This window comes from Chitinophaga barathri (assembly GCF_003807585.1).
Taxonomy (GTDB): domain Bacteria; phylum Bacteroidota; class Bacteroidia; order Chitinophagales; family Chitinophagaceae; genus Chitinophaga; species Chitinophaga barathri.
This window is the reverse complement of sequence record NZ_RMBX01000009.1, coordinates 311,079-325,550: the sequence shown is the minus strand read 5'-3', so window position 1 is coordinate 325,550 and position 14,472 is coordinate 311,079. Positions and strand designations below refer to the sequence as shown.

Annotated in this window: 13 protein-coding genes; 10 read left to right on the top strand and 3 right to left on the bottom strand. The window is 52.4% G+C overall.

Annotated features, from left to right (window positions below):
• Nucleotides 1-44 precede the first annotated feature (44 nt).
• On the top strand, nucleotides 45-2,666 hold the full coding sequence (locus EG028_RS17685; protein ID WP_120517719.1) for a TonB-dependent receptor: 2,622 nt from the start codon (nucleotides 45-47) through the stop codon (nucleotides 2,664-2,666).
• Between the two features lie 2 nt (nucleotides 2,667-2,668).
• Nucleotides 2,669-3,535, top strand: a complete 867-nt coding sequence (locus EG028_RS17680; RefSeq protein WP_120517720.1) for a DUF4249 domain-containing protein — start codon at nucleotides 2,669-2,671, stop codon at nucleotides 3,533-3,535.
• 63 nt (nucleotides 3,536-3,598) lie between these two features.
• Here EG028_RS17680 and EG028_RS17675 read toward each other — a convergent pair whose 3' ends face one another.
• On the bottom strand, nucleotides 3,599-3,982 hold the full coding sequence (locus EG028_RS17675) for a VOC family protein (RefSeq protein WP_120517721.1): 384 nt from the start codon (nucleotides 3,980-3,982) through the stop codon (nucleotides 3,599-3,601).
• Nucleotides 3,983-4,188: 206 nt separating this feature from the next.
• On the opposite strand from EG028_RS17675, the gene EG028_RS17670 reads away from it, so the two are divergent.
• Entirely contained in the window at nucleotides 4,189-5,022 is an 834-nt protein-coding gene (locus EG028_RS17670) for a sugar phosphate isomerase/epimerase family protein (protein ID WP_120517907.1), read from the top strand.
• Between the two features lie 48 nt (nucleotides 5,023-5,070).
• Here the strand turns inward: EG028_RS17670 and EG028_RS17665 are convergent, their stop codons facing one another.
• Nucleotides 5,071-5,472 carry a hypothetical protein gene (locus EG028_RS17665; RefSeq protein WP_120517722.1) on the bottom strand — a complete coding sequence of 134 codons (402 nt, stop codon included), beginning with the start codon at nucleotides 5,470-5,472 and terminating at the stop codon, nucleotides 5,071-5,073.
• A gap of 37 nt (nucleotides 5,473-5,509) precedes the next feature.
• Nucleotides 5,510-6,076, bottom strand: a complete 567-nt coding sequence (locus EG028_RS17660) for a hypothetical protein (RefSeq protein WP_120517723.1) — start codon at nucleotides 6,074-6,076, stop codon at nucleotides 5,510-5,512.
• A 114-nt stretch (nucleotides 6,077-6,190) separates the two neighbouring features.
• Here EG028_RS17660 and EG028_RS17655 point away from each other — a divergent pair, with 114 nt between their 5' ends.
• From EG028_RS17655 to fabF, 7 genes are all read left to right on the top strand, one after another.
• The gene (locus EG028_RS17655) at nucleotides 6,191-7,093 is read left to right on the top strand and encodes a glycoside hydrolase family 43 protein (RefSeq protein ID WP_120517724.1); all 903 of its coding nucleotides are present in this window, start codon (nucleotides 6,191-6,193) and stop codon (nucleotides 7,091-7,093) included.
• Between the two features lie 164 nt (nucleotides 7,094-7,257).
• Nucleotides 7,258-8,193 (top strand): DNA alkylation repair protein, encoded by a 936-nt coding sequence (locus EG028_RS17650; protein WP_206614468.1) that lies wholly within the window; start codon nucleotides 7,258-7,260, stop codon nucleotides 8,191-8,193.
• A 74-nt stretch (nucleotides 8,194-8,267) separates the two neighbouring features.
• Nucleotides 8,268-8,789, top strand: a complete 522-nt coding sequence (locus tag EG028_RS17645) for a hypothetical protein (protein WP_120517725.1) — start codon at nucleotides 8,268-8,270, stop codon at nucleotides 8,787-8,789.
• Nucleotides 8,790-8,918: 129 nt separating this feature from the next.
• Nucleotides 8,919-9,212, top strand: a complete 294-nt coding sequence (locus EG028_RS17640) for a DUF1330 domain-containing protein (RefSeq protein ID WP_120517726.1) — start codon at nucleotides 8,919-8,921, stop codon at nucleotides 9,210-9,212.
• A gap of 388 nt (nucleotides 9,213-9,600) precedes the next feature.
• The gene (locus EG028_RS17635) at nucleotides 9,601-12,288 is read left to right on the top strand and encodes a GH116 family glycosyl hydrolase (RefSeq protein ID WP_120517727.1); all 2,688 of its coding nucleotides are present in this window, start codon (nucleotides 9,601-9,603) and stop codon (nucleotides 12,286-12,288) included.
• 111 nt (nucleotides 12,289-12,399) lie between these two features.
• A complete protein-coding gene (locus tag EG028_RS17630) occupies nucleotides 12,400-12,954 on the top strand; it encodes a TetR/AcrR family transcriptional regulator (protein WP_120517728.1) in 555 nt (184 codons plus the stop codon).
• Nucleotides 12,955-12,966: 12 nt separating this feature from the next.
• Entirely contained in the window at nucleotides 12,967-14,208 is a 1,242-nt protein-coding gene (gene fabF / locus EG028_RS17625) for a beta-ketoacyl-ACP synthase II (protein WP_120517729.1), read from the top strand.
• Nucleotides 14,209-14,472 lie beyond the last annotated feature (264 nt).

The following is a 14,472-nucleotide window of genomic DNA, read 5'->3' as shown; positions in this document are numbered from 1 at the left end:
AAAAGCGGTGGGGGAAACCATGCCTGTACTTTTAAATCCGAACTATGCGTTATCGTTTAACCTCTTTATTATTACTCAGCTGGCTCTGGGCAACTGCCCAATCCAATCCGAAGCTCAGCATCAGCATTCCCGCCACCACGCTGGAAGCCGCGCTGAAACTGCTGGAGCAGGAAAGTAAGATCCCGTTATCCTACGAGTACACCCGCATAAAAAACATCAGCGTAAAAGCGCGCACTTACAAGGAAGTTCCGCTGGAGACGATTCTCAAAGATCTGCTGGAAGGAACGTCTCTTATTTATAAACGAAAGGCGGGTAACATCCTCATTGGCCCGCGCACAAAACTCAGCGGCACGCTCAGCGGATTTGTGGAAGACGCGGCTTCGGGGGAGAAACTGATCGGTGTATCGCTAACCGCGCCGCGTGAGCAGGCAGGTACCACCACGAACAATTACGGTTTTTACAGCCTGACGCTGCCAGGCGATTCCATACAGGTGCAGATCTCCTACATCGGTTATCAGCGGCTGGATACCGTCATAGCCCTTGGGGAAGACAAACGCGTGAATTTCCGCCTGCAAAGCGGCAGCAGGCAACTCGGAGAGATCACGATAAGGTCGGGGCGCACGCAGCGGATCCAGGAAACCTCGCAGATGAGCGCCATCAACCTGCCGGCCCGGCAGGTGCGTGCGCTTCCGCGGCTGCTGGGGGAGCCTGACCTGTTTAAGGCCTTGCAGATGCTGCCGGGCGTTAAACAGGGGACCGAAGCTACCAGCGCGCTATTGGTGCGCGGCGGCACACCGGACCAGAACCTCATCCTGCTGGATGGAGCGCCGCTGTATAATCCCATGCACCTGCTGGGCGTGTTCTCCACCTTTAATACCAGCATGCTGAAAGACGTAACGCTTTACAAAGGCGCATTCCCCGCGCGTTATGGCGGCAGGCTTTCATCCGTGGTGGACGTATCCACCAAAGACGGCGATATGAACCAAGTTCACGGCGATTTCTCCGTCGGGCTATTGTCCACCCAGCTAACGGTCGAAGGCCCCTTAAAAAAAGGCAAAACATCTTTCGTGGTATCCGGCCGCCGCTCTTACCCGGACCTGATCATCACGCCCATAGCCAAAAATGCAGCGGACGGCCCGGAGAAATTCAGCCTGTACTTTTATGACCTGAATGCCAAGCTGCATCACCAGTTTTCCGACAGGGACCAACTGTATTTCAGCTTTTACACGGGAAAGGACAGGCTGCGGATACTCGAAAAATACACCCCTACCGGCATCGACCCTTCGCAGGTATACAATATTTCAGACCTGGGCATGCAATGGGGCAACCTGACGGGCACACTGCGGTGGAACCACATCTATTCCCCGAAACTGTTTTCCAACACCATGCTGATCGGCAGCCGGTATAAGTTTAATACCAGCGTCTATTCGGAAGATAAGTACGGGAATGAGATCACTACCAACCTCCTGAAGCTGAATTCAGGCATACAGGACTACGGCGCAAAAACAGATTTTGATTACCGCCCCGCACCAGCACATTCCATAAAAATGGGCGCTGCGTATATGTTCCGCGTATTCACGCCGGGCACGCTGCGCACGCGGCAGACAGACAACAATGCCGTGACATTGGATTCCATGAACAACAACCGGAACATCCATGCATCGGAGATAGACCTGTACGCGGAGGACGACTGGGAAATAACCCGCCGCCTGAAGCTGAATGCAGGCCTGCACTGGAGCGCTTTTATGGTGCAGAACAGTTTTTATCACAGCCTGCAGCCACGCATCAGCATGCGTTATCTGCTGCCCTGGGACTGGGGCCTGAAAGCATCCTACACCCGCATGACGCAATACATCCACCTGCTGGCGAACAATTCCGTGTCGCTACCCACGGACCTTTGGGTGCCCGCTACCCAAAAGATCAAACCGCAGCAGGCGGACCAGTATGCGCTCGGGCTTTCACGTAATTTATTCGGCAACCGCTTCGAGTTCTCGGCGGAAGCCTATTACAAAAAGATGCACAACGTGATCGAATACCGCGAAGGGGCGGACTACCTGACCAGCAGCAAGGGCGATACCTGGCAGGAACAGGTGGCGTCCGGCACGGGAGAAGCGTATGGTTTGGAGCTGCTGCTACAGAGAAAAACCGGCAGGCTTACGGGCTGGCTTGGTTATACACTGGCATGGTCCGAAAGGAATGTTCCCGACGTGAACTTCGGAAGACCGTTCCCTTACAAATACGACCGCCGTCACGACCTGCACATTGTAGCGGCTTACAGGCTGCGGAAAAACATTGAACTGTCCGGTGCATGGACGTACCAGACGGCGGCACCTTTCACCATCCCCGTGGCGGAATATGAGGGAATAAGCGGGCCGTTGACGCCGGACGCCGGCAATATCAACAGGCCGCGCGTGGAACGTATCAACAGCCGGAACAATGTACGTATAGAAGCCTATCACCGGCTGGACCTCGGTATCAGTTTCATCAAAGAAAAAAAGAACGGCAATGTACGCACCTGGAACATCAGTGTGCTGAATGCTTACAACCAGCAGAACCCGTTCTTTTATTACGTGAATAAATATTCGGAGCACAGTTCCAGCGTTGAGCTGACGGGCGATGTGTTATTGCCTTTTATGCCCAGTTTTTCTTACAGCTTAAAATTCTGATCATGCGTTTGACTATTCTGATATTATTGGTGCTGGCGGCCAGCAGCTGCGAAAAAAAGATCACCATCCCCATCCCGGAGGAAGCGAACAAACTGGTGCTGAACCTGCTGATGAACAAAGACAGCATCATGGTGGCGAGAGTAACACTATCCGGCCGCCTCACGGGTAGCGGCGGTACCCGGGATACCCTCGATGCCACAGTCGGGCTGTATGAGGACGGTGTGTTCAGGGAAAATATGACCGCCTTCAGGATGAACGGCCTCAACTATTTTAAAAGCACTATCAAGGCAAAGCCCGGCGCGACATACCGCTGTACGGCCGCTGTGCCTGATTACGGGGAGGTGGAAGGCTCGGACAGGGTACCGGACAGCGTGAAGACAGGCGATATGAAACTGGCCGTTTCACCCGTGGACCAATCGTCCGGCAAACTGACGGTGACCGTGAAGCTGGAAGATGACCCGGCAGAGCGGAATTATTACCGCATCAGGCTGTTCACCCTCACGACCTATACAGACAACTCCGGGGAGGTTCGTACCGTTCTGACACAGCAATATTTTGAATCGGAGGAAACGGCGCTGGGGCTCTTTTCGGATCCCATACAGTCCGAATACTTTACAGATGATGCTTTGTATAACGGCCGTAGCCCGCGGTTTACGCTGAGGGCGACCTTTGGGATCTTAAATAACGATAAGGTTATGCTGGAAGTCACTTCGCTTACTTATCACAGTTACAACTACCTGCACAGTTTGTACCTTGCGCAGGACATAAACGAAGACCCTTTGTCTGAAAAAGTTATCGTATACAACAATATTCAAAACGGCCTGGGTATTGTGGGAGGCGTGGCGCAGAAAAGATATATACTCCATTAACCTTATTACAGTGTCTGACAGCAATTAAAAAAGAAGCCCTGTTTCCGGGGCTTCCTGCATTTGTTATTTTTCTGCTTCCTGCAATACGGAAAGGAAGTTGCCCGCGGGGTCTTTGAACCATGCTATCAGCGGCCCTTCGCCGCGGAATATTCCTTTTTCATCCGTTTTCAGTTCGCCTTCAAATTGTTCGAAACGAACGCCTTTTTTCGTGAGGCCGTCCACTGCCTGTTCGATGTCTTTTACCGGGAAGTTGAGAATAGTAAAAGTCGCGGGCTCGTGGTTCGGTTTCTCGTAAACCATGATGTTCGTGCCGCCGTTGATCTTAATGGCCAGTGTTCCCATGTCGCCATCTTCCACATTGAGGCCGAGCGTTTGCCCGTAGAACTGTTTTGCTTGTTTGATGTCATTCACGGAGAAACCGCTGAATGCCTTGGTGTCTTTAAACATAAGCCGGTTTTTTATTAAAGTTAAGCCCTTTTGCCGGGCCGGAGGAGGGGGTATTGCGGCAAATGTTATGGGGAAAATGGCCACGGCAGTGGGCTACGGCTGTTGTATAAAACAAGAGCCGCTTAAGATAATTACCGGCCGTCAATATTTTTAAGAAAAAAATCAGAAAAATGACCAACTTGGGTCACCATCAAATCAGTTATAATATGTCTTCAAGAAGGAGTTTCCTCCGGAATGCCGCACTGGGCGTGGCTGCAACCACGGTTTCGCCAGTCCTGGCCAGGGCGGGCTATACAACTAAAATGGCGCCTGAGAGTTTCCCTGTAGGGATGGCCGGCTATACCTTTGCCAAATTTGACCTGGAAAAGGCCATTGCCATGATGAAACGCGTGGGCATCAAATTCATCTCTGTAAAAGATATTCACCTGCCGCTGAACGCCAGCCCGGAAAAGATCAAAGAGGTGCTGGACCTGTTCGCCGCCGCGGAGATCAAAGTATATGCCGTAGGGGTGATCTATATGAAAACCGAAAAAGCGGTGGACGAAGCGTTTGAATATGCCAAACGCGTAGGCGTGCCCCTGATCGTGGGTGTGCCAAACCCGGAACTGCTGGATTATACCGAAAAGAAAGTGAAGGAGTATGATATCCGTATCGCGATTCACAACCATGGCCCGGAAGACAAACTCTACCCCGGCCCGAAAAACGTATACGATCTCATCAAAAGCCGCGATCCCCGCATGGGCATCTGCCTGGACATCGGGCATGCCATGAGGGCGGGAGAAGAGCCTGGTAAAGCTATCCGTGAATACAAAGGCCGTATTTTCGACCTGCACATCAAGGATGTGACTGAGGCATCCAACAAAGGCAAAGCAACGGAAATAGGCCGTGGCGTGATAGATTTTGCGGGCCTGGTGAAAGCTATGGAGAAAGTGAAATTTGCGGGTGTTGCGAGCATTGAGTATGAAAAAGACATGAACGATCCGTTGCCGGGCATTGCCGAATCGGCAGGCTTCTTCAGGGGCGTGATCAAAACCGTGTAGGAAAATAACTGTACTGCTGAAAAGCCCTTCCGGTTGCCGGGAGGGCTTTTATTTTTTGAGACGGCGCAGGGTGCCTTTCAGTACAAAATCTGCCCCCTCCGCCCGGGAAGAATATTCGTAGAAGTCTTCGCCCGTCCTGGTAATGGTGGTTTTCAGCACCATGGCTTTCTGTGCGGCCTGTACGGAATCAGGCTCCGCAGGCATGGAAGAGATATATCTCAGCTCGTATTCGCAGGGGCTGATCCATTTCACGGAAAGGGTGACCATTTTGCCACTGGTATGCTCTATTTCCTGCTGTATAGAATCTTTCCTGATGATGCTATAACGGCTCTGACCTTCGTGCTGGTACCAGAATTCACCGTTCCTGAACTGTTCACATTCATTTTGCTGCTGTTCTGGCGCGCTGTTGCAGGAGGCAAACAGGAGCATGGAAAATAAAAGATAACGCATAGGGATAATTATTCACCCCAAGATATAAATTTTTACATCAGGGATTGATAAATAACCGCAGGATATACGACACCTCGTACAACAGGAATGCAATCACCAGTATGCCGTGAAACCTTGGATTGTTCGTGAACATCGCTATTATACACAGTACAAAATGCACCGAATTGCGGATGGGGTATTCCGGGCCAAAATGCCGGTAATAATCCACACCCTTCATCAGCGTATCTATCACATCCAGCACAAAACTCGCCCCGAGCAACCCGAAGAACCATTTTTTCCGGGAATAAAAATAGTCCCGGAAACCCGTGTAGTCCTTGAGATCATCCGGGTACAGCAGTGCGCATATGACGTAGTACACGATAATGTAAATGATGATAAAAAAGTATTCGGGAAACATCCAGTGGGTGATGCGGGTAAGATGCCATTCCCACCACCAGAAATGCACCATCAGCAGGAATATGTAAAAAGACCAGGTAAAATGCACCCAGTAAAAAGGATTGCGGTCCGGGTGTTGTACCAGTTTGATGGCGCCGTTCAGCAGCTGCCTGATGCTGAGGCCCAGCAAGATGCCGAGGATCACTTTGATGTGCGCAAATGAATCCATGAAGCGGTTTTTGGGTGAGGGGATATATAAAAATAACGGATAATGGTTTAATTACAAAGGCGGTATGCGTATGGCTGTTACCGCCATGGCCTCTTTTTTGCGGGCCTGGTAAACATGAAACCGTATATCTCTCCCGGCAACCCGGTGATCAGGCACAAATACACGGCGGACCCCGCTGCCATCGTACATGAAGGCACCGTGTACCTGTACACCGGCCACGACGAAACGCCCGAAGGCGAATACAATTACCAGATGCACGATTGGTGTTGTTTTTCATCCACGGATATGGTGAACTGGAAAGAACACCCCGTACCCCTGCGCGCCGCTGATTTTGAATGGGTGAAACAAGGCGCCTGGGCCTCGCAGGTCATATCCCGCAACGGCCGTTTTTACTGGTATGTAGCGGTGGAACATAACACCATTCCCGGCAAAGCGATCGGTGTGGCGGTGGCGGACAGGCCGGAAGGGCCGTTTGAAGATGCGCGCGGCTCCGCCCTGGTGAGCAACGACATGACGCCCGGTGAAAGTGACAAGGATGACATTGATCCCTCCGTGATCATTGATACGGACGGGCAGGCTTATCTTTTCTGGGGCAATGGCCAGTGTTATTATGCCCGGCTGAAAGAAAACATGACCGAGCTGGACGGGCCCATCCGGAATATTGCCCTGCCCGAGTTTTCCGAAGGCACATGGATACATGAACGCGACGGCTGGTATTACCTGTTGTACGGCTACCAGTTCCCCGAAAAAGTGGCCTATGCCATGGGCAGGAGCATACATGGCCCCTGGGAATTCAAAGGTATTGTAAACGAGCTGGCGGGCAACTGCCAGACCAATTCCCCCGCTATCCTGGGCTATAAAGGCGCTACTTATTTTATCTATCACAACGGCGGCCTGCCCGGTGGTGACAGTTTCCGGCGCTCCGTGTGTATAGACCGGCTGTACTTTAATACAGACGGCACTATCAGGCGGGTGATCATGACATCCGAAGGCACGGGCCCTGCAAGGGAACAATAAATGAGATAAATCCCACTGTCTGAATCATACCGGGAGCAGTTTTACAGGATGATCGGATATCCGGGTAAATGATGTCGCAATAGCCCCTATGAAAGACGTAACAGCCCCCGGTGATCTGAGGAAGGAGGCATACATTTGTATTGCTTCACCCATATTTGCCTCAAATGAAAAAGACAACCGCCGGCGCTGCAAAATCCGCCACGAAGAAAACGGCTCCCGCCAAACCGGCGGTGAAGAAATCCGCCGCGAAGAAAATTACTCCCGCTAAGGCTGCCGTGAAAAAAGCCACTCCCGCTACTGCCAGCCCGAAGAAAACCGCTTCCGCGAGGTCGGACATTTCCGGGCTCCGGAAAACACCCGCGCCTCCGGCCATCCGCATACCGGATGTACCAAAGGAAGCCACGGCGGACAACTTTGTAAAAGCAATGCAGCCATACATTTCGCCCACAGAACGCGACAAACTGATGCGTTATTTCAAACAGGATGAAGGCGATCAGTTCATCGGCATCCGCATGGGCCAGCTGTTCGCCCTTGCCAAAGCTTTCATCGCCATGCCCCCGGCGGAGCTGGACAAACTGCTGCAAAGCCCCGTTCACGAAGTGCGCGCGGGCGCCCTCAGCATTATGGACAAACAGGGCCGCAATAATAAAACCCCCGAAAGCCGCCGCAAAGAACTTTACGACCTGTACCTCAAACGCCACGACCGCATCAATAACTGGGACCTGGTGGACCTTGCCGCCCAGTTTGTCATCGGCCGTTACCTCTTCGATAAACCCCGCGCCGTGCTGGCAAAACTGGCAAAATCAAAAAACGAGTGGGAGCGCCGCACCGCCATCACCGCTACCGCTTATTTTATCCGGCAGGGTGAAGTGGAGGACACCTTCAGAATTGCTGCGATGCTGGCGCATGACCGGCACGACCTGGTGCAGAAAGCTGTGGGCGGATGGATCAGGGAAGCGGGTAAAAGCCGCCACCGGCAGGAACTGCTGCTTTTCCTGGACCAGTACGCTGCTACCATGCCCAGGACCGCTTTACGGTATGCCATTGAACATTTGGGAGAAAAAGAACGGAAACATTACATGGGGCTCAAAGAAAAATAACCGGGAAGCAGGTGCCTGCTGACACAGGGTTGTCATGCACCCCCCTTTATTTTGTATCCTAATCTTTTTCATCTATGAGTATCAACCCCCAACGCCAGGAAGCAGGCGCCACGCCCCTGCCCGGCCAGCCAACATCATCCGCTTCGGATTTCGATTTTTTCACCGGCAACTGGAGCATCCGGAACCGGAAACTGAAAACCCGCCTGCAGCAATGCACTGAATGGGAAGAGTTTACAGCAACAGACACAGTTATTAAAGTCCTCAACGGCCTGGGCAATTTCGGCCAATGGGGCGCCCTCATCAACGATGAGCCGTTTGCCGGCCTCACCCTTCGTCTTTTTGACCCTCAAACCCGTCTCTGGAGCATTTATTGGTCGGACAGTAATACCGGCACGCTGGACACGCCTGTGCAGGGTTGTTTTAGCGGCGGCGTCGGCACCTTCTACGGCAAAGACGTCCTTCGCGGGCAGGAAGTAGACGTACGGTTCACCTGGGATGCTACAGACCCGCAGCATCCGGTGTGGAGCCAGGCATTTTCTGAAGATGGCGGGGAAAACTGGGAAACCAACTGGTATATGTATCACAGCAGGCTGTGATGCCCTTGTACGGAGAAAAGGCTGAGGTGTAACTTCAGCCTTTTTTTATGGCATCCTGAAAATAGCAGGTTTCCTTAAGCCATTGCGGGACGGTAAGGGTAGTTTTGAGGGAACATAAAACCATGTGTTATGACAGTCTATTATATCAATGCTTACGACATTACCGACCCTGAATTGTTCGCCCGGTACGCGCCCGGTGTACTGGCCTTACTGCGGAAATACGGCGCTGAAGTGCTCGCCTCCGATACGGAAGGCATTGCGGTGGAAGGAGCGCCCAGGAAAATGAACGCGATCATCCAATTCCCTTCGGAAGAAGCGGCCATGACCTGTTACAACGACCCGGAATACCAGCCGTTGAAAAGTATCCGCCAACGCGCTACCGCCAACTGTACGATGGTGCTGGTAAAAGCATTTCAGCATTAATGCCGGCGCGTAGTGCGGGCAGCGGCTCTTCGGCTGATTCCAGGAACTGCCGGTGGTTCCAGCCCCAGGACACCATGGCTCAATAAAGGTGGTGAGAAGCCTGAAACGGGACACCTGACAGGCATGTTATTTTATCATTTTATGCCGGTATATTGCCTGAAAGTTGCGGGTTAGAAGGATATATGCCTACATTGCCGCGTAATGACCGCAGGAGAAGGCTGCCAGTACGTTATGAGCCACGCTACAGGGATTTTGTTTGCCACGGGTGTAATGATCAGCCGGTTGTTTTTTCCGCGGAGTATGAATAAGCGTTAATTTACTTTTTATTGTTGCTGAACGGTGAACAGATCTTCCATTCACCATTCATCATAAAACCCGAACCGGCAATATGCACAGAAGAAAATTTATTACACAGACAGCGGTTTCAGCCGCCGGCCTGCTCAGCCTGCAAATGCCCGCATGGGCGAAAGGCTGGCTGCCGGGAGCGGAGCGGTATCCTTTGCACAACATTCCGGCGGATAAAAAACTGGATGCCGCATGGGTGAAGTCGCTCTACCAGCGGGGACTGCCTACCGCATACCTGAAAACCAAAAACGAGCTGAAGTATATCGGCATGCCAGCGGGCGGCCTGCACGCGGGTACCGTGTACCTCGGTGGCGACGGCAGGCTCTGGCTCTGGAGCGTGTACAACGATGAGCGCGAAGGCATTGACCCCAAAACGATATTGTGGAATGACGGCAGCAGTGAAAGAAAGATACGCAACCGCGACGGCGCTTCTTACGTTGAGCCCGCCATTGCGTCGAACAAGCGGGTGCTGGAGCAGGGCTTTGCCATCCAGGTGGAAGTGAACGGAAAAAAGATCATCAAAGAACTGAAGGAAGAAGACTGGGACGAGATCATTTTTGAAGCCACCTATCCGGTGGCGAATATCCGGTATATCAGCAAAGACTTTCCCCTTGAAGTGACGGTAAAAGCGGGCGGTATATTTATCCCGCTGGATGCGGACAATTCATCGCTTCCTGCTTCCATGTACGACATCAGCGTGCGCAACCGCGGCAGCGTGCCGGCGACGGTAACGGTGGCCGGCTGGCTGGAAAACGGGGCGAGAAAGATCACGGCAAAAGAAGGAGAAGGAAGCAGGCGCAATGCCATTGTTTCCGGAGACAAATACAGCGGCGTTTATTCGGATTTTAAGTATACGGCGCAACCGGAGAAAACCAAAGCAGACGACGGTTCCACCTGCATACTATACCTGGGCGCGGGAGGAAAGCCGGATACCAATGCCTCACCATGGCCGGTTACGCCCGCGTTTTTCACAACTCCCGGCAATGATGTGGCTACCGCGGATGTTTCAGAAAAGCTGACTGGCTCTGTTTGCGCGCCTGTCCAGACATTGGCCGCAGGCGGATCATTGCAGGCGAAGTATGCGCTGAGCTGGCATTTTAACCAGCCTTTTCCAAAACTGGAAGCAAAACTTAAGGATACAGGGAAAGGATATTATTACGGCACAAAGTTCACCAACGCGGCGGAAGCCGGTAAATATATTGCCGCGAACCCGCAACTGTGGGAACAAACACTGCGCTGGCACCAGACCTTTTACGATTCCACGCTGCCGCACTGGTTCCTCGAAAGAACATTTCTTAATATCGGCACACTTGCCACAGCCAACACCTACCGCTTTGGCAGCGGCCGTTTCTGGGGTTGGGAGGGCGTAAACGCGTGCGAAGGCACCTGTACGCACGTATGGCAATACGCGCAAACCATGGGCAGGATATTCCCTTCCCTGGAAAGGGACTGCAGGGAACGTACAGACCTGGGACTGGCCATGGAAGACAACGGCGGCATCATCTTCCGCGCGGAATATGAATCCCGCCCCGCGATAGACGGGCAGGCAGGCTCGATCCTCCGCATGTACCGCGAGCACCAGATGAGCGCGGACGATGGCTTCCTCCGCAGGAACTGGGAGAACACCAAAAAGGCAGTACGTTTTATGCTGGCCCAGGATAAGAACGGAGACGGCCTCACGGATACCCCGATGGAAAACACCCTGGATGCCGTATGGGAAGGTGAAATAGCATGGATCGCGGGCCTGTGTATCGCCGCGGCAAAAGCCGCCCAGCGTATGGCGGAAGAAATGAATGACAACGATTTTGCCGCGACCTGCAAAACATATGTGGACAAAGGCTGCCGCAATATGGACCAACTGTTTAACGGCGAATATTTTATTCACCGGCCGGATGCCGTGCAAGGCAGGAAAAAACTGGGCTCATACAACACCTGCCACATAGACCAGGTGTATGGCCAGAGCTGGGCCTGGCAGGCAGGCCTGGGCAGGCTGTGGGACAAAGAAAAAACACGCTCCGCGCTGCGCGCCCTTTGGAAATACAACTTTACACCCGACGTGGGGCCTTACATCAAAACGCATACGGGTGGCCGGCCCTATGCTGTGGAAGGGGAAGGTGGAATGATCATGAACACCAATCCGCATAACGAGTCCAAACCTTTCGGAGAAAACGTGACCTGGCAGCTGGGGTATTTCCACGAATGTATGTCCGGCTTCGAGCACCAGGTAGCAAGCCATATGATGGCGGAAGGCATGACGGACGAAGCGTTGGTGCTTACAAAAGCGATCCACGACCGGTATCACGGTGCCAAAAGAAATCCGTTCAACGAAATAGAATGCAGCGATCATTACGCCCGCGCGATGGCCAGTTACGGTACATTTATTTCCGCCTGCGGTTTTGAATATCACGGGCCGAAAGGTTATATCCGTTTTGCCCCTCAGCTGGGCAAAAATGCTGATTTTAAAGCGCCCTTCACTGTAGCGGAAGGATGGGGGACTTATGTCCGGAAAAAGGCCGGTAACCTGGCAATCCATACGCTTATCCTGAAGTACGGTTCCCTTCAACTGAATGAGATCAGCCTGGGTGCCGCCGCCGGTAAAACGGCCATCGTAAAACTCGGAGGTGCCATCGTAAAAGCCAGCCTGGAAAGGAACGAAGACGGCACCCGCCTGGTATTCCCTTCTTCCATCCGCATCCGTGAGAATGAAACTTTGCACATTACGATCGCCTGATCAAAAATGTATTAAAACATAAAAGACCGTCTCTCCCCTGGGGCGGTCTTTCTTTTATTTGTTTACTTACTACTAAGTAAGTAACTTTGCATCCGTTTTAATGTTTATCTTATGTCTGAAACAAAGGAGAAAATTGTATCCCTTGCGGACAAACTTATCCGGGTGAAAGGTTTTAACGCCTTTAGTTATAAGGATATATCAGATCCTTTACAGGTAAAGAACGCCGCCATTCACTATCATTTCCCGACAAAATCGGACCTGGGGATGGAGGTGCTGGACAAAGAACTGAGATCGCTGGAGGAGAATTCCGCCAAATGGAAAAAACTGCCGGAAGATGAACAGCTCATTAAATTCTGCGGCGTGTTCCGCAAACACTGCAACAATGGTAACGTGTGCCTGATGGGCTCGCTTGCGCCGGACTATGAGACCCTGAGCCCGGAAATGCAGCAAAAAGTACAGCAGATGGCTGCTACTATCCTGGAGTGGATGACGGGCTGCCTGGAGCAGGGGAGGAAACACAAACGTTTCCGGTTCAAAGGCGATGCGGGAGACAGGGCGTTGCTCGTGATCTCCAATCTCCAATCTTCCTTATTATTATCACGGGTGTTAGGCCCTTCGGCATTTAACCGGATCAGCCGGCAATTGCTGGAGGACCTTGGCGCATAAATAAATGATCGTATGAAAAGAGTTGTCATTACCGGTATGGGCGCTATCACGCCGCTTGGGAACAATGTTGCGACCTTCTGGGAAAACCTCGCGGCAGGTAAAAGCGGCGCAGCCACAATTACCCGTTTCGATGCGGGCAAGTTCAGGACCAGGTTTGCCTGCGAGCTGCGTGATTATGATCCCTCGCTGGCGCTGGATAAAGCGGAGCTTCGTAAAACGGACCCGTTCACACAATACGCGCTTTCGGCCGCGGCGGAAGCGATCACTGATTCCGGGCTGAACTTCGGTAGTATGAACCCTTTTGATACAGGCGTTATCTGGGGCTCGGGGCAGGGTGGTATGCAAACGTTCGAGGAGCAGGTGACGGAGTATGTGGAAGGCGGCTATAATCCCCGCTTCAGCCCTTACTTTGTACCGCGTCTTATCACGAACATGGCGTCCGGGATGATCTCTATCAAATATGGGCTGATGGGCATCAATTACACCACTGTGTCCGCATGTGCTACGTCGAACACGGCTATCATGGATGCGCTGAATTACATCCGCCTGGGCAAAGCCAAAGTAATGATCACCGGCGGTTCCGAAGCGCCGATCACACCTGCGTCCATCGGAGGTTTCTGTGCCATGAAAGCCATGTCTGTCAGGAACGATGATCCGGCCACGGCTTCAAGGCCTTTTGATAAGGCCCGCGACGGGTTTGTGATGGGAGAAGGTGCTGGCGCGTTGATACTGGAGGAATACGAACACGCCAAAGCAAGAGGGGCGAAAATATACGCGGAAGTAGCCGGCGCGGCTATGACAGCCGATGCTTATCATATGACTGCTACGCACCCCGAAGGGCTGGGCGCATTCCAGGCGATGAAATTTGCACTGGAAGATGCAGGGCTTAATACTGAAGACGTACATTATCTCAATGCGCACGCAACGTCCACTCCCGTGGGCGACCTGAGTGAAATAGCGGCCATCACCCGCGCCTTTGGTGAAAATCCTTCCCAGCTGCACATCAGCGCCACCAAATCCATGACAGGCCACCTGCTGGGTGCGGCAGGCGCTATCGAAGCGATCGCGGCGGTTAAAAGCATCACCGAAAGCCTTATTCCACCCACGATCAATACCACGGATCTTGATCCGCATATCCCGGTGGGTTTGCAGATCGTTTTGCAATCGGCTTATGAGAAGGAAGTGAAAGTGGCGATGAGCAATACATTCGGTTTTGGCGGGCACAATGGGATCGTGGTGTTCAGGGCCATATAACCCGGGTCTGGTATAAAAAATATTATAAGGGCTGCCACAAAAAGGCAACCCTTTTTGATTGTAGTATTAATCCTACAAGGTAGTAGGGGAATTTACTATAAGCAGGTAGTACCTATTGATTTACTTTTACACATACTGTTTCCGGGCGTGCGAAACCCCCGGGCGAATTGACCAGGACTTTAATCGTATCCTAACCATCTAACATTAACCTTTTCCTATGGGAGCTTTTTACCCGAAACCCGCTATGCGTATCCCGAATACCCG

What these genes read in the sequence shown, in the direction of transcription:
- EG028_RS17680 (WP_120517720.1), top strand. Translation starts at nt 2,669, where the DNA reads ATGCGTTTGACTATTCTGATATTATTGGTGCTGGCGGCCAGCAGCTGC.
- EG028_RS17660 (WP_120517723.1), bottom strand. Translation starts at nt 6,076, where the DNA reads ATGGATTCATTTGCGCACATCAAAGTGATCCTCGGCATCTTGCTGGGC.
- EG028_RS17675 (WP_120517721.1), bottom strand. Translation starts at nt 3,982, where the DNA reads ATGTTTAAAGACACCAAGGCATTCAGCGGTTTCTCCGTGAATGACATC.
- EG028_RS17685 (WP_120517719.1), top strand. Translation starts at nt 45, where the DNA reads ATGCGTTATCGTTTAACCTCTTTATTATTACTCAGCTGGCTCTGGGCA.
- EG028_RS17635 (WP_120517727.1), top strand. Translation starts at nt 9,601, where the DNA reads ATGCACAGAAGAAAATTTATTACACAGACAGCGGTTTCAGCCGCCGGC.
- EG028_RS17670 (WP_120517907.1), top strand. Translation starts at nt 4,189, where the DNA reads ATGTCTTCAAGAAGGAGTTTCCTCCGGAATGCCGCACTGGGCGTGGCT.
- EG028_RS17645 (WP_120517725.1), top strand. Translation starts at nt 8,268, where the DNA reads ATGAGTATCAACCCCCAACGCCAGGAAGCAGGCGCCACGCCCCTGCCC.
- EG028_RS17655 (WP_120517724.1), top strand. Translation starts at nt 6,191, where the DNA reads ATGAAACCGTATATCTCTCCCGGCAACCCGGTGATCAGGCACAAATAC.
- EG028_RS17665 (WP_120517722.1), bottom strand. Translation starts at nt 5,472, where the DNA reads ATGCGTTATCTTTTATTTTCCATGCTCCTGTTTGCCTCCTGCAACAGC.
- EG028_RS17640 (WP_120517726.1), top strand. Translation starts at nt 8,919, where the DNA reads ATGACAGTCTATTATATCAATGCTTACGACATTACCGACCCTGAATTG.
- EG028_RS17630 (WP_120517728.1), top strand. Translation starts at nt 12,400, where the DNA reads ATGTCTGAAACAAAGGAGAAAATTGTATCCCTTGCGGACAAACTTATC.
- EG028_RS17650 (WP_206614468.1), top strand. Translation starts at nt 7,258, where the DNA reads ATGAAAAAGACAACCGCCGGCGCTGCAAAATCCGCCACGAAGAAAACG.
- fabF (WP_120517729.1), top strand. Translation starts at nt 12,967, where the DNA reads ATGAAAAGAGTTGTCATTACCGGTATGGGCGCTATCACGCCGCTTGGG.